The following is a 24,736-nucleotide window of genomic DNA, read 5'->3' on the forward strand; positions in this document are numbered from 1 at the left end:
CTACGGCCGACTACGGCGCTGCCTCGCCCTCTGGTGTCACGACAAGCCACAACCCGCCGAAGCCGAAGACGTTGTGGCATTTAACCTCCCACGGCTCTTCGGCCGCGTAGAAGTACAACGGCCAACCGTTATAGGTGACTTGGGCGGTGCCGTCCGTACGCTCGACAGTTCCCAGCAATTCCGTGTCGACCCCGTCGGCTGCCACGGGTTCGCCGTCGGTCAATACTGGAGGCCAGGCGAGCGCGCACTGTTCGTAGCACAGTGGCTCGCCGTCGCTTTCTACGTCGAATAGGTAAATCGCCTGTCCCGAATCGTCGTAGAGCATGTCGCCGAACTCACTGCCCGCAGCGATGATGCTCGTGCCAGCCGGGCTGTCGTCTGAATCGAGTGCAGGCTGTTGCGGCTCAGCAGCAGTGGCCGCGCCTTCGGTTGCCGGTTCGACGGGTGGCGGTTCCGTGGTCTCCACCGCCGGTTGCTCGCCGCCACACGCGGAGACCGAACACAACACGAACGCTGCGAGCAGCACACGGATACGCATATGACACCTCCAGGAGCCGGATTGAGCATATCGTCCGGATTTGATCTAGCCCAGACCTGGGCCTTGCTACCCGAAATACCGCTCCGATTTGCGCCCTCCAGCGGGATTAGAGGTAGTGAAGTCGCGCTGGCGCTGGACGGGTAGCGACCCTAGCCATGTTCACTACACTGGATGGGCAAGCTAGAAGCCGTGCAGCTCACCAGCGGGCTCACTTCTCGACAGAGATGTAAGGAGGAGCACGATGTCAGCACGAATTCCGTCTTCCCGCAGGGTTCCGTCGACTCCCGAGGATGTTCCCGAGGCTGACCGCCTCGAACAGGAACTCTCAGTGGGCGCTGACGAAGACACCGGCTCGTCTCCGTCCATCCGCGCATCAGAGATTTTCGGTGCGAACGAGGCCGACGTAGCTGAACAGCTTCAGGAGGTCCCCGAAGACGACGATTACCCCCGCGAATAGCAAACTCAGGTTCCCGGCGACGGCCCGTCGGAAGGTAATGCCACACGGTACGAATACCATCGGGGATTGTGCCGAGTTCTGGTGGTTCGAAATCTGATGGTCGCCTCCGCGTCGCGCGCATTGTTGCGCTGCTGACGGGTCTGGCCGGGTTCCTGCTTGCGGTGGCGACGCCGCTGCTGCCGGTGCATCAGACCACCACCACGATCAGCTGGCCCCAAGACGACCAGGCCACCAGCATCGAAGCGCCCCTCATCTCCTACCTGCCCGTCGAGGTCAGCGCCACCATCCCCTGCGCAGTCTTCAACGACCTGCCCGACGAGGGCGGCCTCGTCGCAGCCACCATCCCCGCACAATCACCCGACAGCCAGCGCTTCGGCCTCCAGATCCGCGCCACCGAAACCCACGCTGAGGTGCTGGTCAGGAACGCGCTGGTCGCGTCGCAGCCGCTCGAAGAACTCGCGAACTGTGATCAGCTTCTGGTGGGGATCACAAAGGGCGCGGTCACCGCCGAGTTCGCGGGTATTGATGTGGAGCCCCAGGTCCGGGACGGCAATCAGATGCCGTATGTCGTGGGTGTGTTTACGGATTTGGAGGGTGCCGCTCCGGACGGGCTGAACGTCACCATCGAGGTGGACTCCCGCTTCACCACCAGCCCCACCCTGCTGAAAATCCTCGCCATCACCATCGGCGCAATCGCCACCCTGGTCTCCCTCGCCGCCCTGCACCGCCTCGACCTCACCGACGGACGCCGCCACCGCCGCTTCCTGCCCGCCTCCTGGTGGAAACTCTCCCCCCTCGACCTCATCGTCGGCGCAATCCTGCTCGGCTGGTACTTCATCGGCGCCAACACCGCCGACGACGGGTACATCCTCAACATGGCCCGCGTCGCCGGCCACGCCGGCTACATGGCCAACTACTACCGCTGGTACGGCGTCCCCGAAGCCCCCTTCGGCTGGTTCTACGACGTCACCGCCGCCCTCGCCGCCCTCTCCACCGCCAGCCCCTTCGTCCGCCTCACCACCCTCATCGCCAGCATCCTCTGCTGGTGGATCATCTCCCGCGAAGTCATCCCCCGCCTCGGCCGCCGCGCCCGCCACACCCCCGCCGTCTACTGGACCGCCGCCGCCGTCTTCCTCGCCTTCTGGCTCCCCTACAACAACGGCCTGCGCCCCGAACCCGTCATCGCCGTCGGCGCCCTGCTCACCTGGATCAGCGTCGAACGCGCCATCGCCACCGGACGCCTGCTCCCCGCCGCCGTCGCCACCATCATCGCCGCGTTCTCCCTCGCCGCAGGCCCCACCGGACTCATGGCCGTCGCCGCCCTCCTCGCCGGCTCCCGCCCCCTGCTCGCCATCCTCATCAAACGCGCCAGACAACTCAGCCCCACCAACAAACACACCCCCCTCGCCTGGGCCGCCCTCACCGCCCCCCTCCTCGCCGCCGGCACCGCCGTCCTCTTCATGGTTTTCCGGGACCAGACCCTCGCCGCCGTCAGCGAAGCCAGCCGCCTCCGCACTGCGGTTGGCCCGTCACTGACGTGGTACGAGGAAATGGTCCGGTATGAGGAACTGTTCGGTCCCGCCTCTGATGGTTCGCTGGCACGCCGTTTCGCTGTACTGATTTTGTTCTTCTGCATCACGATCTCCGCGGCGGCGATCATCCGCAGGGGCGGCCTGCCTGGAGTGCCCACCGGCCCCGCCGCGCGCATCCTCGGCGTGACGGTCGGTTCATTGCTGTTCCTGACGCTGACACCAACCAAGTGGACGCACCACTTCGGCGCGTTCGCCGGCGTTGCTGCTGCCGTGGCTGCGCTCACAGCCATCGCGATGGGTCCCGCGATCCTTCGGTCGGCACGTAACCGGCTCCTCGCGCTGTCTGTGCTGATGTTCGTTGTCGCCTTCGCAATGACCGGCACAAACCGCTGGTGGCACGTCTCTAACTATGGGGTGCCGTTCGATGACAGGCCGCCGCTGTTCCTTGGGCGCGGTGTGGCGAATTGGCTCCTGGCCCTGACGCTGCTTCTGCTCATTGCGGCGGCTATCTTCCACTATCTCGAGCTGCGTAAAGGGAAGTTCGACCCGCCCTGGCCGGTCCGTGTGATCACCACTGCACCCGTCATGATTGTGTCCTCCGCTGTAGTGCTCTGGCAGCTCGCGTCGATGACAGTGGGCGCGGTAAGTCAATATCCCGCGTATTCGGTGGCGCGCGCCAACCTTGACGCGGTGAGCGGCGAGCCGTGCGGAATGGCGAGGGACGTGCTGGTTGAGACTGACCCCACAGCAGGGCTTCTCACCCCAATAGGTGACGTCGATGCAGTCACCGCGCTCGACGACGGGGAGAACACTGGCTTCACCGCGAATGGCGTCGCCCGGGACCTCACTCCGGAGTCGCTCGAAGATGACGGCACAGCATCGACGCCCGTAGCCATGGGCGAGAGTGATGCCGAGGAAGAACTGACCACAATAGATCCGACGGGCACGGGAACTTCAGGTCCGCTGGAGGCTCCTGGCATTAATGGCAGCATCGTGCCGCTCCCATTCGGGCTGGATCCGTCGCAGGTGCCACTTCTTGGCAGCTACCGCCCCGGTGGCGGCCGGGCTGCCCTCACATCGGGCTGGTACGAACTTCCTGCCCGATCCGACGACACGCCCGTGCTTGTTATGACTATCGCGGGACGTGTAGCTTCCGTCGATCCGTTCGGCCGCAACATTCGCGGACCGGTCGTCGAGATCGAATACGGCACCCAGGAGGGCCGGGAAACTGACATCGAAGTCCAAGGCAGCATCCAGCCGCTTGATATCGGTCCGATCCCGTCGTGGCGCAATCTCCGCATCCCGATGGCCGCGATCCCGGAGGAAGCCACCGCCGTTCGCGTCATAGCTCGCGATGACGAACTCGCTGAAGATCAGTGGGTCGCGCTGACACCGCCGAGGCTTCCGGCAATGAGCACGCTGGGCGATGTTGTCGGTACCGAATCACCGGTTCTCATCGACTGGTCCGTCGGCCTCTCATTCCCCTGTCAGCAGCCTTTCCTCCACAGATACGGTGTTATCGATATGCCGCAGTACCGCATCACAGGCGATTTCGAACTCAAAGCTGGCACGGATATCGCGCAGGGCAGCTACGGGGGCGGTCCCGTGGGCGTTACCGCGCTCGTGGGCGCACCTATAGCGCTCCCGACTTACCTGCGCGACGACTGGGACAGAGACTGGGGCTCACTGCTCACTTTTGAGCCTTATGATCCAGATGCTGTCCCTGCTGAGCTGACGCTGGATACCACTACGCGGTCTGGGCGGTGGAATCCTGGTCCGATCCGGTAGATAACACTCCGATGAATAACACAGCACTCACGTAAATGAGTTTGTGATCACTCTTAAGCTAAGAATCCGTACGCTCAGGCGGGGATTCGGACGCTGTGCGAATACCATCGTGACTTGTGCCTGTGGGAATGGAGTCGTCGAAGACGGGTGGTTCAGTGACTGACAGTGGTGTGAGGGCTGCGCGCATTGTTGCGCTGCTGACGGGTCTGGCCGGGTTCCTGCTTGCGGTGGCGACGCCGCTGCTGCCGGTGCATCAGACCACCACCACGATCAGCTGGCCCCAAGACGACCAGGCCACCAGCATCGAAGCGCCCCTCATCTCCTACCTGCCCGTCGAGGTCAGCGCCACCATCCCCTGCGCAGTCTTCAACGACCTGCCCGACGAGGGCGGCCTCGTCGCAGCCACCATCCCCGCACAATCACCCGACAGCCAGCGCTTCGGCCTCCAGATCCGCGCCACCGAAACCCAGGCTCAGATCGTCGCGCGAAACAGCGTCCTGCACTCGATCCCGAGAGAGCAGATCACTGGGTGTGACGAGATCCGCCTCAACATCACGACTAACCAGCTCACCACCGAGTTCACTGGTGTTGCCGGTTCTGACGACCTCGCGTCCACCACCCGTGAGGGCAACTTCATGCCACAGGTCGTGGGTGTGTTTACGGATTTGGAGGGTGCCGCTCCGGACGGGCTGAACGTCACCATCGAGGTGGACTCCCGCTTCACCACCAGCCCCACCCTGCTGAAAATCCTCGCCATCACCATCGGCGCAATCGCCACCCTGGTCTCCCTCGCCGCCCTGCACCGCCTCGACCTCACCGACGGACGCCGCCACCGCCGCTTCCTGCCCGCCTCCTGGTGGAAACTCTCCCCCCTCGACCTCATCGTCGGCGCAATCCTGCTCGGCTGGTACTTCATCGGCGCCAACACCGCCGACGACGGGTACATCCTCAACATGGCCCGCGTCGCCGGCCACGCCGGCTACATGGCCAACTACTACCGCTGGTACGGCGTCCCCGAAGCCCCCTTCGGCTGGTTCTACGACGTCACCGCCGCCCTCGCCGCCCTCTCCACCGCCAGCCCCTTCGTCCGCCTCACCACCCTCATCGCCAGCATCCTCTGCTGGTGGATCATCTCCCGCGAAGTCATCCCCCGCCTCGGCCGCCGCGCCCGCCACACCCCCGCCGTCTACTGGACCGCCGCCGCCGTCTTCCTCGCCTTCTGGCTCCCCTACAACAACGGCCTGCGCCCCGAACCCGTCATCGCCGTCGGCGCCCTGCTCACCTGGATCAGCGTCGAACGCGCCATCGCCACCGGACGCCTGCTCCCCGCCGCCGTCGCCACCATCATCGCCGCGTTCTCCCTCGCCGCAGGCCCCACCGGACTCATGGCCGTCGCCGCCCTCCTCGCCGGCTCCCGCCCCCTGCTCGCCATCCTCATCAAACGCGCCAGACAACTCAGCCCCACCAACAAACACACCCCCCTCGCCTGGGCCGCCCTCACCGCCCCACTCCTCGCCGCCGGCACCGCCGTCCTCTTCATCATCTTCTACGACCAGACCCTCGCCGCCGTCAGCGAAGCCAGCCGCCTCCGCACCATCATCGGACCGTCGAATAGCTGGTACAACGAGTTCTTCCGATACAGCGAACTGTTCAGTCAGACTGCCGACGGATCAATTGCGCGCCGGTTCCCAGTCCTGATCATGATCGTGTGTATCTTCACCGCCGCGGCGGCGATCATTCACTCCGCGTCGAAGAGCAAATTGGCGAAGGGCCCCACGCTGCGTTTGCTCGCGGTGTCGATCATGTCGTTCGGATTCCTCGCAGCTACACCCACCAAGTGGGTGCACCACTTCGGCGCGTTCGCGGGTATTGGAGCCGCGATCGCGGCGCTCGCGGCCGTCGCGCTGACGACGCCGCTTTTCCAATCGCCGCGAAACCGCGTGTTGTTCAGCGGCATAGTCGTCATCATCGCCGCGTACGCGGCTACTGGACCCAACGCGTACTGGTATGTGGGAAGTTTCGGCGTGCCGTGGTGGGACAAGCGGCCGTCTATCCAGGGCTACACACTAGCGACGGGTGTGCTCGTTTTCGGTCTGGCATTGCTCCTGGTGGGCGCTTTCCTCTATCTCCGGTACACGGAGGCTCAGGGCAAGCGAAAGTGGTTCCTGGTGCCTCTGGCAGCCCCCATCGCCGTCGTGACAGGACTGGTGGTGCTGTTCCAGTTCGCGTCACTCGCGAAGGGCGCCGTTTCGCAGTACCCGTCGTACTCCATCGGGCGAGCGAATATCGACGCGGTACTCGGTGAGCCGTGTGGCCTCGCCCGCGACGTTCTAGTCGAAACGGATCCCAATGATTCGTTCCTGACACCTGTCAGTACCGACGACCCGGTGGAAGCATTTACCGGACAGTTCAGCCAGGGTTTCGACCCCAACGGTTTCCGGATCGATCTGGCACCTGAAGACATCGAAGTTCGGGCCAACGGACCCAGCACCATCGACCCAGACGGCCCGTTTGTGACCGGCGGTTCCCTTGACGCACGGGTACTGGACGAGCCTGGGATCAACGGTAGCTTAGTGCCGTTGCCGTTCGGGCTTGATCCGTCACGCATCCCCACCGCGGGCACCCACGAGGCTCAGCAGAGCAATGTCGCCGAGCTCACCACTGACTGGTACGAGTTGCCTGAGCGGTCCGATGCGACGCCGCTTGTTGTGATCACCGCAGCGGGCCGTATCGCCTCAGTCGACAGCGATGGAATTGAGACGTACGGACAGCGGGTCGAGCTCGAGTACGGCCGCAGCGATGGTGACGATTATGAGGCTCTCGGCCGCATTCAGCCCATCGACCCGGGCCCCAGCCCCATGTGGCGAAACCTCCGGATTCCGATGGCCGACATCCCGGCAGAGGCCGATGTCATCCGCGTCATCGCACGCGACGCGGACCTCGAGCCCCGCCAGTGGATCGGCCTCACACCACCGCGGGTACCCCAGCTTGAGACACTGCAGGACATCGTTGGCACCACAACACCTGTGCTGCTCGACTGGACTGTTGGTCTGCATTTCCCCTGCCAGCAGCCTTACCTGCACCGCTACGGCGTTGCCCAGAATCCCGAATACCGGATCACCCCTGACCGCGGCGTGATCGCCGGTGCGAACAACTGGCAGAGCCACCCGGCTGGCGGCTCTCTCGGGCTCACCAACACCCTGAATCGGCCGACAACCCTCGCCAGCTACCTCGCTGACGATTGGCGCCGGGACTGGGGTGAGCTGATCCGTTACACGCCACACGTCGAAGAAGCTGCCCCAGCTGACCTCGAACACAGCACCGAGCTGCGTTGGGGCCGGTGGTCGCCCGGCGAGATCAGCTGGTAGCCAGAAAACGGCGGGGCAGACCGTAATGGTCTGCCCCGCCGTTCTCTTTAGTGCTTGTGCTCGGGAGATCGCTCAGCCGGGATGTAGTGAATACTTCTTCGGCACCCGCTCCGGCGCCTTATCCTGCAGCGCACGCAAAGCCCGGCGGAGTTCCAGCCGCGTCGCTGACGGTTCGATCACGGCGTCGATGTACCCGCGTTCCGCGGCGATGTAGGGCGTAGAGATGAACTCGTTGTAGTGGTCGATGAACTTGCGCCGGAGTTCCGGGGCTTTGTCCCCCGCTGCGGCAAGTTCTCTGCGCTTGAGGAGTGCGACTGCGCCCTCCGCACCCATGACAGCGATCCGGGCGGTGGGCCAGGCAAAGTTGAGGTCCGCGCCGAGGTTCTTCGAACCCATCACGGCGTAACCGCCGCCGTACGCTTTGCGTACAACCACGGTCACCTTCGGCACGTCTGCCTCGAGGTACGAATTGAGAATCTTCGCCCCCCGGCGAATGATGCCGTTGCGTTCCTGCTCCAGACCGGGAAGGAACCCCGGAACATCAACCACACAGACGATCGGAATCTCGAACGCATTGCAGAAGCGGATAAACCGGGATGCCTTCTCTGAAGAGTCGATGTCGAGGGCACCACTGAGGTGTAACGGCTGGTTCGCGAGCACACCGACTGGGCGGCCGTCGATCCGGCTGAAACCGACGATTATGCTGCGCGCGTATTCGGACGATATCTCGTGGAACTCGCCGTCATCGAATACCCTCCGCAGGATTTCGTGCATGTCGTACGCGGAGTTGTCCGCATCCGGGATGAAGGAGTCAAGCGACCGGTCTGAATCCGTGATTTCGGGTTCCATACCGGCGTTGACGACGGGCGGTTCCTCATTGCAGTTGGAGGGCAGGTAGCCGAGAAGCGTGCGAACCCAGGCAAACGCATCTGCCTCGGTCTGCGCGACATGATTGACCGTGCCGTACTCGGCCTGCTTGCGTGCGCCGCCGAGGTCTTCTGCGGAGATGGTTTCGCCCGTCACCGCTTTCAGGATCTCGGGTCCCGTGATGAACATGTAGGCCTGATCATCGACGGCGACGACGTAGTCGGTGATAGCCGGCCCGTAGACGGCGCCGCCCGCACATTTGCCGAGCATGACAGAGATCTGGGGGACCAAGCCGGAGAGTTTGATCTGGCGCCTGCCGATCTCCGCGTAGAAAGCCAGCGACGTGACAGCTTCCTGAACACGCGCCCCACCTGAATCATTGATGCCCACCACTGGGCAGCCGATCTTCAGCGCGAAGTCCAGTGCGGCGCAAACTTTCCGGCCGAACATCTCACCGAGGCTTCCGCCGAAAACAGTCAGGTCATGGGAGAACACGACCACGGGCCGGCCCTCGACTGTGCCGTGGCCAGTGACGACTCCATCGCCGTACGGATTGTCGGCTGATCCCGGCGCCTTGACGAGCGCGCCAATCTCGACGAAGCTGCCTGGGTCGAGGAGCATGTCGATACGCTCGCGCGGTGAGGGAAGCCCTTTCGCGTTGCGCTTTTCGATTGCGCTCGGGGCGCCGGGTTCTTTGGCCTTCTCGAGTTTTTCTCGAAGGTCCGCCAGCTTCGCTGCTGTGGTGCTCACGCGCTGGTGCTCCTTACTGTGCAGAACGACGGTTTCTTTCGATCTGATCAAGTCTGCCAGCAAGGTGAGCGGCGACGCGCGCGATCACCGGTTCGTCGACAACGCCGAGGTGATCGCCGGTGAGCTGAACAATCTCCAGATCCTGGGCGACAGAGCCCCAGCCGCCGTCCGGCGCGATCTCCGCGTAACGGGGCTCCAGCTGGACCGCGCCGTCGTGCATCCGCTCAGCCTTATACAAGACCACAGGGCCCTCGTAGGGGTCAGGCTGGAGCATCTGAACAGCACGATTGTCCAGAAACGACGCGCGCTGATGCTCGATGATGCCGCCGCTTATCGTGTGGTTCGCGTCCTTCAGCATGCCGAGCAGGAGCTGAATCTGGCCCTGGTCATCCCTCTTCACGAGCTCATCTATGGGCAACGGGAACTGGAAGCCATAGTTGACTGCAGCAAAGTCGTTGAAACGCTGCCAGCGCAACGCGATCTCTTCGGGCGTGTCGGGTATCGGCTCTGACGGGAAAACCGTGTCGAGGAGGCCGAGCAGCGCCACCTCTTCACCCGCGGCCCGCAATCGCTGGGCCATCGCATAGGCCAATGCGCCGCCGAACGACCACCCGACGAGCACGTACGGCCCGTGCGGCTGAATTTCACGCAGCGCCGGAAGGTACTCGTCGACGCGGCCCACGAGTTCACCCTCGACACGTTCAAAGCCGAAAACCGGCACGTCACCGGGCAGTCGCTTCGTGAGTGGCTCATACACCACCGTCGATCCACCCGCAGGATGGAAAACGAAGACCGGGAGGCGGCTGGACTCCGCGTTGGGGGCACGCAGGGTGCGAACGAGGCCGACGTCCCCTTCTAGGTGCGTGCGGACGAGGTCAGCAAGCTTTTCGATCGTGGCTGCTGACAGAACCTCGTCAGCGGTGATCGTGCCGCCGGTTCTTTCCGACAGCTTCGCGGCGAGCGTAGCTGCGACGCTTTCCCCAACCGGTGGTAGCGGCGAGAAGATACCGCCAGCGGACGTCCCGGTGACAGTCGCCCACTGCGCGAAGGCGAGTCGTTCCGCTGCATCGCGCGGTGGAACTTCCAGCCCCGCTGACTCGGCGACGCTGCGCTGATCGAGCGCGTTCGCCTCTTCCCCTGGCGGGACAGCTGGACTCGCCTGCTCAGGGTTCGCAGTCAGCTGCTCGATCGCGGGAGGTGACGCTGCAGTACCCTCGCGTTGCTGCTCAGCCAGTGACGCGACGTCGTCCGGGTTTTCCAGCGCGAACCTCAAGTACTTGTCAACGTCGTTCAGGCTTGCGTCGCGCAGTACTTGGACCTGGACCTGCGGAATATTGAACTCGTATTCGACACGGTTCTTGATTCGCACCGCCATCAGCGAGTCGAGACCTAGCTCGATCAGCGGTATCTCAGCGGGTAGATCCTCAGCTGAATACCCCATCGCCTCAGCGATGATGCGGGTGAGACGTTCGGTGGCGGGCTCATCTCCTTCGGGATCCCACCGGTCGCCAGTGTCGTCGACTTCGACATCACCATCCGGTGTTTCCGGACGCGCAGCGGGGCGCGGAGCATGGAAAGTTTCGGGAGCATTCAGCGGGCCACCAGCGGTGACGACCGCATCAGCTACCAGCGAGAACTCGTCACCGTGCTGCACGTACACGCGCAGCGATGCGCCACCTGGGTGGGGGTGAAGCATTGTGGTCAGAGTGCCCGCCTCGGGCAACCCACCGTGGTAGATCACCGCGCCCAAGTCCACATCCGACAGAACCTGCGCCGCCGCACCGAGTACCAGGCTGTCGAGATCAGCCACGGCCTCAGCCACGACCTCCCAGGCGTGCTGGCCGTCAGGAAGCGCGACGTGCGCGCCCGGCACACGCTGGTTCCCGCCACCCGTAGCGGCGCGAGCCCGTGTCCAGTGTGGCCGCTTGATCCAGGCTGTCGGCGGCAGTGCCGTGAGTTCACCGGAGCCGGCCACGTGTGCCAAGTCAAGCGCATGCCCATGCACATAGAGCTGTGCCATCGCGTTCACCAGGGTGGCAGCTGAGTCTTCCTTGCGGTTCTGCGTGTAAATAAGCTGCGGTTCGTGCAGCCCAGCGGCGAAGGTCGTCGCAGCGACTGACATCAAGGCGACAGGGTGCGGGGCGAGTTCGACGAACGTCGTGTAACCATCTGAAACGGCGTTGTTCACCGCCTGGGTGAACCACACAGTGTGCCGGACGTTCTTCGTCCAGTAGTCCTCTCCGTGCAGCGGCGCCCCTCGGCGCGGGAATTTCTGCCCTTCGTGGACGGACGAGAAAACTCCACATTCGGGTGCCCGTGCGTTGATACCCATGAGTTCCGCGGCAAGCTCGCCGATGATCGGATCCATCTGCTCGGTATGGCCGGCGCCTTTGGTCTCGAGCAGCCGACCAAGTTTCTGCTGTGCTTCGGCGAGCCCGACGACGGCGCGGACTTCGTCGTCGGGACCACCGATGACAGTCTGCGTTGGCGCCGCATACACACAGATTTCGATGCCGGGATAGTCGCTGCGCAGGTCAGCGAGTTCGTCCGCCGAAAACTCGACGATCGCCATGCGCCTGATGTCGGCACCGCTCAGGCCTGCTTCTGTCTCACCCATGAGGCGGGCACGGGCGCAGATCACACGCACCGCGTCGTCGAGTGGCAGGCCTCCCGAGACAGCGGCAGCTGCGACCTCGCCAACTGAGTGGCCCAGGACGGCGGCTGGGCGGGCGCCAAACGCCTGCAGCGTCGCCCCGAGCGCCACCTGGATCGTGAAAATGCCGAGCTGTGCGAGTTCAACGCCGTACGTGACCTCTTCGTCGAAGAAGAGGTCTTTGATGCTGTGCCCCGACTCGTCGATCATCACCGCATCGATTTCGTCGACGCGTGCCGCGAACACGGGAACCGCCTCATACAGCGCGCGGCCCATACCGCGGAACTGAGACCCAAATCCGGAGAACACCCACACTGGGGCGTTGCCAGCGGGTGAGTTCGCGGAGAAAACACCTGGCCCAGGCTTGCCAGAAGCTATCGCCTGCAGACCGGTGATGAGATCCTCGTGACTGCTTGCCACGACGGCTGCGCGGGAACGACCATGGTTTCGTTTGGCGAGACTGCGCGCAATCACATCGAGCGGCGCCTTCTGACCCTCGTCCGTTTCCAGCCATTCGATCAATTGGCGGGCGGCCAGCCGTCGACGCGACGGAACCGCGGCGGAAACTGGGAAAATGAAGGGCCCGGACTCCGTCAGCGGCGCCAGTGCTGGTGGCTCCGCTGCCGCGTCACGGTGGTACTCCTGCACCACGACGTGCGCGTTGGTGCCGCCGAAACCGAAACCGGAGACGCCCGCGGTTGCTGTACCCGAGTACCGTGGCCACTCTCGTATTTCGTCGACGACCTCAAGTTTCGCGTCATCGAAAGGAATGTACGGGTTGGGTCCGGTGAAGTTGATCGTCGCGGGCAACAAATCATGCCGCATCGAAAGTAAGACCTTGATGAGCCCGGCTGCGCCTGCCGCTGACTCAAGATGGCCGAAGTTCGTTTTCGCCGATCCCAGCAGCGTGGGAAGCAGATCGTCGCGACCACGCCCAAGGACCCGGTTGAGCGCCTCCGCTTCAATAGGGTCGCCGAGTAGCGTGCCCGTGCCGTGGGCCTCAATGTAATCCACCGTTGTCGGGTCGATTCCCGCATCGCGGTAGGCGGCGCGGAGGACTGCGACCTGGGATTCTGGATTCGGGGCGGTCAGCCCGTTGGATCTGCCATCAGAGTTGACAGCGGACCCTTTGATCACACCGAGGATCGTGTCACCGTCAGCCAACGCGTCGTCGATTCGCTTCAGCGCGACCAGTCCGCCGCCTTCCGCACGCGCGATGCCGTCAGCATCCTTCGAGAACGCCTTGATCCGGCCATCCGGAGCGAGCACACCCGCGGCGCCAAATCCCAGCGTGGCAGCCGGCGTGAGGAGCATGTTCACACCGCCCGCGAGCGCAAAATCCGACTCGCCGGAACGCAGACTCTGCACCGCTTGATGCACCGCCACCAGTGACGACGAACATGCTGTGTCCACGGAAATCGACGGACCACGGAGATCGAACGTGTACGACACACGGTTCGGGATGATGCTCGACGATGTTCCTGTAAGCGCGTAGTAGTGCGCGGTCGACGGGTCGCTCACTGTCAGCAGGCTGTAGTCGTTGGACGAGCTGCCGATGAAGACACCGACTTGCTGGCCCCGCAGATCGCTAGCTGGGATGTGCGCGTCCTCGAGCGCTTCCCACGCGAGTTCGAGCGCAAGGCGCTGCTGTGGATCAACATTCTCCGCTTCAAGCGGAGACATCCCGAAGAATTCGTGATCGAAACTCTTCACATCCTCGAGGTATCCGCCGAAAGTGGGAGTTTTCTCCAGCTCCGCAGCGATCACTGGGTCTCCCGCATACTCCTGCCAGCGGCCAGGAGGCAGGTCGCTTATCCCGTCACGGCCTTCCGCGAGGAGGTTCCACATCTCTTCGGGACTGTTCGCGCCACCGGGGAACCGTGCGGCCATTCCGATGATCGCGATATCGACGTGCGCAACCGCAGCGGGCCGCTGGGGTTGAGCAGTGCCCGGCGCTTCTTCAGCCGATTCTTCAGGCCCATCGATGATGCGCTTGGCCAGCGCAGCAATCGTCGGGTTCTCGTACGCGATCGTAGCGCTCAGCGTAATTCCGAGGAGTTCCTCGATTTCACCGCTCAGCGCGACAGCATCACGGGAGGAAAGACCGAACTCCTCCATTGGGCGGTCTGCTGAAACCTGCTCGCGCGGGAGACCGGCGGACACCGCCACCCAATCACGAAGCCAATCGGTCAGCTGGGCAACAGTCATCTGCTGTGCGGTCAAAACTACTCGCTCACGCTGTCAGGGAACGCGGTCTGGGCATGGCCCCCACGAAGGGTCCCATCAATGTAACTGGCCTTGCACGCCCGGCGTGCAATCTTCCCACTCGACGTCCGGGGAATGGAACCAGCGGGCACTAACAGCACGTCGCGAGCGGTCACGCCGTGACGAGACGCGATTGCTGCGCGCACATCGTCGGCGATCGGTCCAGGATCGGCCTTGCCAGCTCCAGGAGCCCGCTCGCCCACGACGACGAGCTGCTCAGATGAATCGTCTGCGTCGAATCCTGACCCGGCGAGCCCGCTGTGCGGGTTGTCGAAGACAGCGCGAGGAAGCTGATTTGCAGGGACCGAAAAAGCGGCAACGAAGCCCGGGCGCAGCGATGAACTCGCCTCCTGAGCTGAATATTCGAGATCCTGCGGATAGTGGTTGCGACCGTCAACGATCACGAGGTCTTTGACCCGGCCGGTGATGTACAGCTCGCCATCGATATAGACGCCGTAGTCACCGGTGCGCATCCAATTCGCGTCCTCGTCCACACCGGAAGCATGACTGCCTTCCTGGAGGCGGACCTTCAGCTTGTTCTCGAAGGTTTCGGCTGTCTCGCCTTCGCGGCCCCAGTACCCCTGGCCGATGTTGTCACCTTTGAGCCAGATCTCCCCCACCCGCTCGTCCGGAAGCTCTTCTCCGGAATCGGCGTCGACGATTGTCGCCCACTGGCTGGTCGACACATAACCGCACGAAACCTGCGGCACGGCCTTCGGGTGAGATGGGTCTACGCGGAGAATCTTGCCGGCATTGAGTTCCTCACGATCGACGTAGAGGACCCGCGCCTCTTCGTCGCGGTGCGGTGTCGAGACGAACAGCGTGGCCTCGGCCATGCCGTACGACGGCTTGATCGCAGTGTTCGGGAGGCCGTAAGGCCCGAAAGCGTCGTTGAACTTCCGCATCGCCGCAGGCGTTACCGGCTCACTGCCGTTGATCAGCCCAATAACGTGGCTCAGATCGAGTTCCTCGCCATCTTTTGGAAGCCCGCGCAGCGCAGCATGCTCGAACGCGAAGTTCGGCGCTGCAGCGAACGTGCCCTCTCCGTCACTTTCAGCGGCAAGTTCCTTGATCCAGCGGTACGGGCGCTGAACGAACGCACGCGGCGACATGATCGTGATGTACTTCCCGCCGAACGCCGGCAGAATAACCGTCAGCAGACCCATGTCATGGAACAACGGCAGCCACGTCACGCCGCGCGAATGCTCGTTGAGACCAAGCGACCAGCACATCTGCAGCACGTTGGTGCTGACAGCGCGATGCGTGATCTCCACACCGGCGGGAACACGCGTCGAACCGGACGTGTATTGCAGATAGGCGATGTCATCGAGAGAGGGGTGCGGCAACGTCCACGACGCTTCCACGGAATCTGGGATCGCATCGACGGCGATGATGCGGGGTCGTTCATTCGCGGGACGGGAGCGGAAGAACTGCCGCACACCGGCCGCTGACTTTGTGCCAGTCAGGATCGCCACCGGCTCACAGTCACCCAGCACCGCGTGGAGGCGGTCGGTGTGGCCAGGCTCATCTGGGTCGAAGAGCGGCACCGCGATTGTTCCCGCGTGAACAGCAGCAAAGAACGCTACGACGTAGTCGAGGCCCTGCGGCGCGAGGATCGCGACACGATCGCCTTTATGCGCGACCTGCTGCAACCTTCCTGCGACGGCACGCACACGCATGCCGAAGCGCTCCCACGTCAACTCGTGTGCAACACCCTCGCGGTCGTGCGAGTAGTCAACGTAGCGGTATGCAAGTTCACCTGCGTTGTTTCGGGAATGCTGCTCAACGAAGTTCACGAGAGTTGCCTCCGGGGTGAGGATAACCTCACCCGCTTCGTTGAAGAACTCGTCCATGCCTCTCCCTAAATATGCAGGTGTGAACTGGCGATTCCAGCAGCCAGTCCCGGGCGCAGCAAATCTGCTCTAACACCACACCCCATGTGACCGATGTACCGTTTCGTATGCCGCTACGGCGTCGGCTTATCCCGTAGCGTGTCGCATTAAGCCCTCTGTATGTTACAGACGCGCTCACAATGCGCGATAAACCGCTCCGAATCGGTTGTCAGCCTCACTTCTTCGTCCGGTAACTGCCCTGCCGCCGCTAAAGTACCCGCCTACCTGCGTCTTCGTGTGTGTAAGAGGGGACCACATTACGTGCCTCTCGGTGAGACGAACGCATCATTCGTGACAGGCCTGTGACTCGGCAATGTCGCGAATGACACGAAACGGCCACCGATGCTCGAAGGCATCTAATCACGGATGCGCAGGTCGTGGCGCCTCATTGATGAGGTCCGTCGACCACTGCGTCAGCCACTGCGGCGTTGTAGTCCCATTCTCATCGATCGCAAACGTGTGATACATCGCATGTACCGGGTTCTGAATATAGTCATTGAACAGCCGATGGATGGCCCCCAGCAGGTCCGTGAGCACGGGGGCGTCACAGATCCCGTCATTCGGTGCACAAATCTGAACTGTCTTGTCGGCAAGATCGCCGAACCCGCCACTGCGCTTGCCGGAGAATGTCGCACCGGGGAGGAAGGGGAACCCAGCGAGCGACACCTCGAGACCGATTCCACGCACGGGAGGCCCGACAGTGGGCGCAGCTTCGGGATCGCGACGGCCATCAGCGACGAGAGCGACACCCAGCACGTTCTCTGCGGGCACTGGGCCGTTCCCGTTTCCGATCTCCGACGCTATGTCACCGGCGATCACGGCTCCCTGCGAAAACCCGACTAGCACGTAGCTCGTGAGCCAGCACTCATCATGCTTTGCGGCAAGCACGTCACGGGCCGCGTCCGTTCCAGCGCGGCGACTGTCGTCGTACGTCATCTCGGGTGGTCCACCCGGCCGCTGAAACTGCGCTGGGTACGGCAATGTGTAGATTTCAGCGCGGTCCGTGCCGAATTGCTGCTGCAGCGGCTGCGTAACGCTCAGTAGCAGAGAGTTCGGGTTGGCTCCCGGATTGAATGGGTCGTCATTTGCGGATGACTCCCACGTGCCCGGGATAGACAGCAGTTGCACATCCGGGCAATGGGCAGGTTGCGTCAGCTCCTCCGTTGGCTCCGGCTCCGGTACGCCAGGGAGTGGGACGTCGACGCGCTGGGCTATGCGCAGCGCAAGCACGACGAGCGCCACGATAGCGGCGAGCACAAGCAGGATGACTAGCAGTCTGCGAAGACCTCGGGACTTTCCGGATTTCTTCCGCCCGCGTCGCGTCGTTGATTGATTTGCCCAGGCCATGCGTCACTCTCCGCAGTAGTGTTGCTCGGCGACTTCAACGTAGGTCTGTGCCACGTCATCGACTGTGTCGTCAGAACCACTCAGTTGCATCTCGAGGCCGACCATGGCTGTCACGTTGACCAGCATGTCCTCACGGGAGACACCGTCACGCACCGCCGCGCACACATATTCAGCCGTACCCACAGCTTGTTGACCTGAACCGTAAGGCGAGGCGCCAGAATCGCGAAGCTCCTTCACGTAGCGGGTGCCGCGCTCGTCAAGCGGCGGGTATTCGGGGTCCGAGGTATCTGGGTCTGCCTCAGCTGTGCTCTCCGGCCGCTCGTTGTCACGGTCGCCGTCGTCATCCTCGCCGTCGTCATCCTCGTCGTCGTCAGCTTCGGGATCGGACGAAGGTGCTTCAGTCACGCTGGTGCCCAGGTCAGGCGTTCCCGAGACGACGGACTCATTTCCACAGGCCATCGTGAATCCACCAGTAGCGATGAGCACAGCGAGCAGCACCGGCAGACGCCAGCGCACGCCGGATCTTGACAGCGTCACTTCCCCATCATGCATTTCGGGCCTTCCCCCATATCAGTCACGGGCGGGCGGCGCGTCCCCGTCAAGCGCCCTTCGCCAATCACCGCACCAGCGTACAGAGCTAGGGCGGGCTGCGATGCGCACCGCATGGTGCACGTCACAGCCCGCCCCCAACGGCGCTGCTGGGGAAGTACGCCGTCAGCCTGTGTTCACTTTCGTTTCGCCATCGCTCACCAGGACGAATCCGTTCTGGAAGTTTTGCCGCAATCCCTCTTCGGTGTCATGGGCATCACTCGTGGGGTATCCGAGGGGACCGGCTTCGTAGCCTTGTTCAGCCCAGGCATCCATGATGTCGCCCTCGAGCACCGCCCAGGCGCCCGAAGCCGGTGACCAGTAAATGTTCCCGTTCGCGAACTCAGTGAACCGGCCGGAACCGATGTTGTGCTCGCCTGATTGCGGGTACCCCAGGACACCAGTTTCCCGGCCCAGCTCCTTGTAGTGGTCCCAGATCTTGCCGAATACGGCTGTCGTACCGCCACGGGTCGTTGCGAATACCGCTCCGCGCTCAAAATTCTGCAGGCGGCCGCGGCGGTCCTCGGTGTTCTCGATGCCAGAAACGGGGTAACCCATGTCACCCGCTTCCCAGCCATTTTCGCCCCATACGTCACGGAAGCCGGAGTGAACCATCTGGGCGCCCGTCTCGGGTGTCCAGTAGATCGCGCCCTTCTCGAATTGAGTGAAGAACCCGCGGCCATCGGGGGTGGGGGTTTCACTCGTCGTGGGCAGTCCGAGCTGTCCGCGCGCGCCGCCTTCCTTTTCGTAGAGCGCTTCGATCTCGCCCTCGATCTGGTGCGCGCCGAGGTCTGGCGACCAGTAGATGGTGCCGTGCTCGAACTGTTGCCGCTTAGCGCCGCCCCGCAAGGTTCTCTCATCTGTCAGGCAGACCCCAAGGTCGCCGCGCTGCTGGGCAAGTTCACCGATCGCGCCGCCAACCTCACACGTCGGTTCGTCGGTGACGGAGGTGCTGGGCGCAGCCGTACTCACCCCAACCGAGTCGACATTGAGAGCCTCGGCGATCTGCGGCCAGGCTGCGTGCAACTCTGACTGCCAGTACGGCCACGAGTGGGTACCGGTGTTCCGGTAGCGGACCGTGGCGTCGATGCCGAGATCGTTGAGACGAGCGGCAAAGTTCTGCGTCGTCAGTCTCGAAAGCACTTCTAGCGCCATGCCCGCCGAGTTCTCGGGGATACCGGGAACTAGGCCTGGCCGGTCATGTGTTCCCTGCGCACCGGTGCCCGCTGAGACGTACAGGCTCATGCCGCGCAGGTTCCGAGCGAGTTGGAGCGGGTCGTGTTCCGCCCATAGCGAGTTGTCTGGCGTACCCCACATGTTGTCGGAGTTGTAGCCACCTGCATCGAGCATCGCAGCCTTGATCGCCCGCTGCATGCCGTAGGTAGTCGTACTCAGATACCCCGAAAGTGACCCCGCGAACTGGAACATTCCCCGGTTTCGGGCTGGCAGGAACATCGCGGCGGTGCCGCCCATCGACAGTCCCAGGATGCCCTTGTTGTCGTTGACGCGATAGTCGCCGTGCAGAATCGGCGGGAGTTCCTTCGTCAGGAACGTTTCCCACTGATAGTTCTTGTCATTGTCGGGCTGCAGCCAGTCCGCATAGAAGCTCGACTGTCCACCGACGGGCATAATCACGTTGACGTTTTTGTCACCGAAGAAGGCGGCAGCGTCGGTCTCCAGCATCCAGCCGGACTGATCGTCCCGTGCCCGGAGGCCGTCGAGCAGGAAGAGTGCGGGAAAACTCCAGTCTGGCTGCGCGTGGTAATCACGCGCGAGCAGCATCTGCACCTGGATGGTTTCGTTCATCGCGGGCGAGTACACCCACAGCGAAAGCTGGCGGTCAGAGATCTTGTCGACACGGTCTACGCGCACCCCTGGCACCGGCGCAGGCGCCATTGGGTGCAGCGCGGGACTCTGGGACGAGATCGCGGGCGGCGCGGCCAGCGCCGCCGGCGCAATCCCGGACGAAATAGCAAGCGGGGCGATCAGGATCGCCGCACATGCTGCTACTTGGCGACGTCCGGCACCCCGGCTCCGGCGGTCGGTTCCGCGATCGCCGTGCTGCAACGAAAGCCGCATGAGGCACTCCTCAATTCGTGGTGGTATCGAGCTAGATCCGGCTGGGCTATTTAGACCGCTGCCAAATGCACAGTCTCTTCATACCTTCCAACACCACTGTTGCACGAGATGCGCCATGCCATGCGTGAGGCAATTGTTACTGGATGTGCGCAGGCTAGTTATCGAAACCCTCGCCGACATCCGGCGAAATTCAGTACATGTGACGTCCACAACTCCGAGCGCTGCCTGTCCCCTCTGATGTAGCCATATCCACCTCAGGGGTGGATCCGACTACATCAGGGAAGTCGGCTAGAGCCCAGAAACGCCGAAACCCCCCGTCCCTAAGGACGGGGGGTTCACGACCGACGAGATTCCCCAGCAGAGGTTCACTCACCCAGCGTTACCGCTGCATCACGCACCAAGTGCGCGGAGGATGCCCGGCTTGGCGTTAGCAAGCTCATCCTGCCAGTAGCCCCATGCGTGGACACCGACCGGCGGGTAGCTGTACGTGGCGTTCAGGCCAAGCGCATCCGCACGACCCTGGAATGCACGGGTGTTGAGCAGCGAAACGACCTCAAGTCCCATTGCGTTCGCAGTGTGGAAGTAGTCGATCGGCTCGCGGATCTGGGTGTGCTGACCTGGAATGCCGCTGCCTGCCGAGATGAACAGCGTCTTGCCGGCGAGCTTCGGAGCGAAAACAGACGGGTCATGCGCTGCCCAGGCTGGATCCCACGGCGGGCCCCACATGTCGTCAACGTTGTAGCCACCCTCGTCAAGCAGGGCGAGGCGGATGAGTGACGGCATACCCGGAGCAGACAGGTTCAGGTAGCCCGAGAACGAAGCGGCATACGTGAAACGGTTGCCGTGATCGGCAGCAAGCTTGAGTGCTGCGCTACCGGCCATGGACAGACCTGCAACCGCGTTGTTCGTGGTGCGGATACCGATCGTGCCGAGGTAGTTCGGGAGTTCCTGCGCGAGGAAGGTCTCCCACTTGTAGGTGTAACCCTGAGCGTTGGTGGAGCTCGGGCCGTACCAGTCAGCGTAGAAGCTCGCGCGACCGCCGACCGGCATCACCAGGTTGATGTTCGAGTCACGGAACATTTCGACCGCGTTGGTTTCGATCGTCCAGCCGCTGCGGTCCTCGCGAGCACGAAGACCATCCAGCAGGAAGAGCGCACCGTTACCGCCACCTGACGAACGAACGATATCCACTGGAATGTTGCGGTCCATCGCCGCCGAGTACACGTTGTGACGTTCAATACCCGGCTGGGCTGAAGCGACAGCACCTCCGGTGAGCCCCGCAATCAGCGGCAGCAGTACGCCGACCGCAAAGGCGGCGACTGTCCGCTGTCTCCATCTTTGAGACAGGCGCGGTTTGGCGAAACGCATGGATAAATCTCCCTCTTCTCGTGTGCACCACCGTGTCGCCGCGTCAGCGTCGGGTGCCGTCGCGACCACACTGGTTCCCTCCCTGACACCAGCGTTACGACCCTTGCGGATCTAGCAACCCTGGCAATCTCCTGAGAGCTCGGTGTGTAGATCGACTCGGACACCATAACCGTTACACGTCGGCAGTATCACATTTCCAACACCGCCCGGTGACGAATACAGTACCGCAGCACCGCGACCTGGGGCAGTGTGAATGGGAGAACTAATGGTGGTCACAATTGCATCACGGAACACTGACGCCTCTGAATTCGCAGGTGACCTGGCTGTTATCCCGAGAAGCAGCGCTCGATCTCGTCGGCAGGAAGGCGCTCAATGCGGTAGGACGAACGCCACATCGAGTCCTTCAGATTGCGGAGGAATTGGCCCGTGTTGAGCTCATCACGGTAGCCACTGAGAAGCTTCTGAGTCTGAGGACAGTTGAGAGCTTCCTGAGAATCCGCGACCCACTCCGGATCGAGGAAACCGGGCAAACCAGCCGCTCGAGAGGTCACGGCACCGCTGTCCGCGATGACCCAGTCTGGCAGCAGAAACTTGTCGTGTCCGATCCGGCCACCGGGGATGCGCTCAGTGTGCCCAGCAAGGGGGTAGGCGAGCCCCACCGGGTCGAGGATACGCACGTCAAGCGATGACAGCATGCTGGTCATCCCCAGCTGCAGGAAGAAGACTGTTGAGGCGGGAGCGTTAGGATCCGCTGGCTCCGCGAGCGGCACGATCTCCCAGTGATACTGGTCTGCAGTCGGCAGTAACACCGCGCCTCGGGGTGCTGCTTCTTGTGCTTCGAGCATTGATTCCATGCGCGGATATTCGATGTAGTCTTCGGCGAGTATGGGATGCGCCACATTTGTCCAGTAGCGGTAGAACTGGCGCTCATCGACGATCCCATGGTCTGGGACACCGTCGACGACTCCGGGATCGCTCACGATGACAATGACGCCCGACCACGTCATCACGCCGACCCAGAATGCAACGATGACGCCGCTGACGCGGTAGCCGTAGTGCCGTCGCGTGGGACCAGAACGAGTCTTAACCCGGCGCGGGACGGTCAGCGGCACGACAGCCACCGGCAACAGCAATGTAAACAGCACCGGGAGCAACGTGCGGCCGTGCATGAAGTCACCGCCGACGCGGATCACATAAGTGCCGAGCAGCAAGCCGTTGGCGAGGAAGAACGCGACGACGAAAGTCGGTGTTTGCAGTCGCGCCCGCAAAACCGGCCGTGTCGCGGGATCGCTATCACCCGCGACCCCCGTCTCGTCCTGGGAATCAGCAGTCCGCGCATCCCTGCCAACCCCGCCGTCACGCCCCCGGAACTGGATGAGAATGACCACCGCAAGCAAGACCAGGACTACCACCGGCAGCCACAGCCAGTAAGGACCGACGAGATCGCCAAGATACATCCAGCCCTTATCCCAGCGTGCACCGCCAGCATCCTTAGCGACGGCTGTACTCGGATACGGCAGGGCGTAGTAGCCCATCCGGAAAACCTGGTATGCGACTGGAACGACGCCTGCAGCCGCGACTATCGCGATCCGGAACCACAGCCCCGAAGGCACGAGCAGCAGGACGATGATCGCGAGCCCGCCGAGGACCGCCAGTTCCGGCCGCACAAGCGGGCCTAGACCGGCGATGAACGCCATAAGCAGTGTGGCTGCACCTGCATGCCGGCCCGCGAACGACCATCTCACAAGTAACCACCACATAAGCCCGATCCACGCGAGCACGAGTCCCGATTCAAGACCTGAGGTCGCGAAGTCACGAGCTGGGGGGACCGCAAGGTACGCGATAACACCCCCAGGCATCAGTACGACAGCCGAGGCTGGGCGTCCGAACAGGGTCTGCCCGTAGAGCCGCGCACTGCCGAGCATCGCGAGCGCGAGGGCGCTCACGCTAAAGAGGAGCGCAAGGGTCAGTACGACGTATTCGAGGCGGCTACCGGTGGCCCAGCCAGCAAGCGTCACGATATACGTCCACAAGGTGGAGGTATTGGCCTCGACCCGCTCACCCGCGTTGAAGACGGGGCCATTGCCCGCGAGAATGTTGCGCACGGTGCGCAGCACGATCAATCCGTCGTCAGAAATCCATCTCCGCTGCCACGCGCCGAACGCAAACAGAGAAATGACAGCGAGAATCCCCCCGCCGAATACGGCACGTGACGCCGTAAAGCGAGGGGACACTGTGTCACGCGACGTAGACCGCGACACCGACGACTCCAATCCATGCAACCGCGAGGAACTGCAAGACCCGATCGCCAAGGGCTATTTCTTCGGGCTCGCCAGCGTGTCCACCATCAATATCAACGGCGTAGCGCAGGATCGCGATTGTAAACGGAATCATCGACAAAACGAACAACCCAAGGCTGCTGCCATCGCCGCGTGGCGCGCCCGGTCCGCCAGCATCCTGCTCGAATGCCCACAAACCATAAAAGATGATTACGGCCGTCGCGGAGAGGGTCCACACGAACCGCAAGTATGTCGCTGTGTAACTCTCCAGGGCTTTCCGGATCTTCGCGCCGGTCTCTTCAGCGATGCGCAATTCGGCATACCGCTTGCCCGCTGCCATGAACAACGAACCGAACGCCGCGACCAGCAAGAACCACTGCGAAAGTGGGATTCCGGCTGCGACACCACCTGCTACGGCCCGAAGCAGGAAGCCTGACGACACGATGAAGATATCGAGCACGGCCTGATGCTTGAGGCCAAAGCAATACGCGAGCTGAACCGCGATGTAAATCGCGATTACCACCGCAAGCCCGCTACTAGCGACAAATGACAGGGCGATAGAAGCGGCAAAGAACACCACTGACAACGCATACGCGAGCGGCACAGGCACAACTCCGGCTGCGATTGGCCGGAAACGTTTCGTCGGGTGCGCGCGGTCCGCTTCCACGTCGCGCGCATCGTTGACAAGGTAAATGCCCGAAGCCGCGAGGCAGAACACGACGAACGCGATCGCGACGCTGGTAAGCACCGGTCCATGGCCAATCGAGCCATCCGCGAGAGGCGCGGCAACGACAAGGCCGTTCTTCACCCATTGACGCGGGCGGATCGCCTTGAGCAGCCCATCAGCCAGCGATGTCGGCGGCTTCCGCGTTCTGGCGCGAGTCGGGTCCTCAGGCTCGACCAGATCGCTCATCCTTACCCCTCTCGACCGCATGTGGTCACAACTAGTCCAGGTGCCGCACTAG

The 24,736-nt window shown here is 63.0% G+C and carries 13 protein-coding genes; 3 read left to right on the forward strand and 10 right to left on the reverse strand.

Features of this window, described 5'->3' with window-relative positions:
• Nucleotides 1–10: 10 nt before the first annotated feature.
• Nucleotides 11–538, reverse strand: coding sequence for a COG4315 family predicted lipoprotein (locus tag FHU29_RS11880; protein WP_083962568.1), 528 nt, complete (start codon nucleotides 536–538; stop codon nucleotides 11–13).
• 241 nt (nucleotides 539–779) lie between these two features.
• Between FHU29_RS11880 and FHU29_RS11885 the strand changes: the two genes are divergently transcribed.
• The 3 genes from FHU29_RS11885 (at nucleotide 780) to FHU29_RS11895 (ending at nucleotide 7,683) form a co-directional block, all read left to right on the forward strand.
• Entirely contained in the window at nucleotides 780–995 is a 216-nt protein-coding gene (locus FHU29_RS11885; protein ID WP_064442412.1) for a hypothetical protein, read from the forward strand.
• A gap of 68 nt (nucleotides 996–1,063) precedes the next feature.
• Nucleotides 1,064–4,315, forward strand: a complete 3,252-nt coding sequence (locus FHU29_RS11890) for an arabinosyltransferase domain-containing protein (RefSeq protein WP_183377547.1) — start codon at nucleotides 1,064–1,066, stop codon at nucleotides 4,313–4,315.
• Between the two features lie 128 nt (nucleotides 4,316–4,443).
• Nucleotides 4,444–7,683 carry an arabinosyltransferase domain-containing protein gene (locus tag FHU29_RS11895; protein WP_183377573.1) on the forward strand — a complete coding sequence of 1,080 codons (3,240 nt, stop codon included), beginning with the start codon at nucleotides 4,444–4,446 and terminating at the stop codon, nucleotides 7,681–7,683.
• A 72-nt stretch (nucleotides 7,684–7,755) separates the two neighbouring features.
• Here FHU29_RS11895 and FHU29_RS11900 read toward each other — a convergent pair whose 3' ends face one another.
• The 9 genes from FHU29_RS11900 to FHU29_RS11940 all read right to left on the reverse strand — a co-directional run bounded on the left by FHU29_RS11900 (nucleotide 7,756) and on the right by FHU29_RS11940 (nucleotide 24,684).
• Nucleotides 7,756–9,300, reverse strand: a complete 1,545-nt coding sequence (locus tag FHU29_RS11900; protein ID WP_064439868.1) for an acyl-CoA carboxylase subunit beta — start codon at nucleotides 9,298–9,300, stop codon at nucleotides 7,756–7,758.
• A gap of 13 nt (nucleotides 9,301–9,313) precedes the next feature.
• On the reverse strand, nucleotides 9,314–14,161 hold the full coding sequence (locus tag FHU29_RS11905) for a type I polyketide synthase (protein ID WP_064440074.1): 4,848 nt from the start codon (nucleotides 14,159–14,161) through the stop codon (nucleotides 9,314–9,316).
• A 17-nt stretch (nucleotides 14,162–14,178) separates the two neighbouring features.
• Nucleotides 14,179–16,071, reverse strand: a complete 1,893-nt coding sequence (fadD32, locus tag FHU29_RS11910; RefSeq protein ID WP_064439869.1) for a long-chain-fatty-acid--AMP ligase FadD32 — start codon at nucleotides 16,069–16,071, stop codon at nucleotides 14,179–14,181.
• A 399-nt stretch (nucleotides 16,072–16,470) separates the two neighbouring features.
• Entirely contained in the window at nucleotides 16,471–17,457 is a 987-nt protein-coding gene (locus FHU29_RS11915) for a cutinase family protein (RefSeq protein ID WP_064439870.1), read from the reverse strand.
• A gap of 3 nt (nucleotides 17,458–17,460) precedes the next feature.
• Nucleotides 17,461–17,994 (reverse strand): DUF732 domain-containing protein, encoded by a 534-nt coding sequence (locus tag FHU29_RS11920; protein WP_183377548.1) that lies wholly within the window; start codon nucleotides 17,992–17,994, stop codon nucleotides 17,461–17,463.
• Between the two features lie 177 nt (nucleotides 17,995–18,171).
• Entirely contained in the window at nucleotides 18,172–20,124 is a 1,953-nt protein-coding gene (locus FHU29_RS11925) for an alpha/beta hydrolase-fold protein (RefSeq protein ID WP_064439872.1), read from the reverse strand.
• Nucleotides 20,125–20,514: 390 nt separating this feature from the next.
• Entirely contained in the window at nucleotides 20,515–21,492 is a 978-nt protein-coding gene (locus FHU29_RS11930) for an alpha/beta hydrolase (protein WP_064440075.1), read from the reverse strand.
• A gap of 326 nt (nucleotides 21,493–21,818) precedes the next feature.
• Nucleotides 21,819–23,753 (reverse strand): arabinofuranosyltransferase AftB family protein, encoded by a 1,935-nt coding sequence (locus FHU29_RS11935; RefSeq protein ID WP_232322937.1) that lies wholly within the window; start codon nucleotides 23,751–23,753, stop codon nucleotides 21,819–21,821.
• Nucleotides 23,731–24,684 carry a decaprenyl-phosphate phosphoribosyltransferase gene (locus FHU29_RS11940; protein ID WP_064439874.1) on the reverse strand — a complete coding sequence of 318 codons (954 nt, stop codon included), beginning with the start codon at nucleotides 24,682–24,684 and terminating at the stop codon, nucleotides 23,731–23,733. The genes FHU29_RS11935 and FHU29_RS11940 overlap by 23 nt, the downstream gene beginning before the upstream one ends.
• Nucleotides 24,685–24,736: the final 52 nt, after the last annotated feature.

Source organism: Hoyosella altamirensis (assembly GCF_014191505.1).
GTDB lineage: Bacteria > Actinomycetota > Actinomycetes > Mycobacteriales > Mycobacteriaceae > Hoyosella > Hoyosella altamirensis.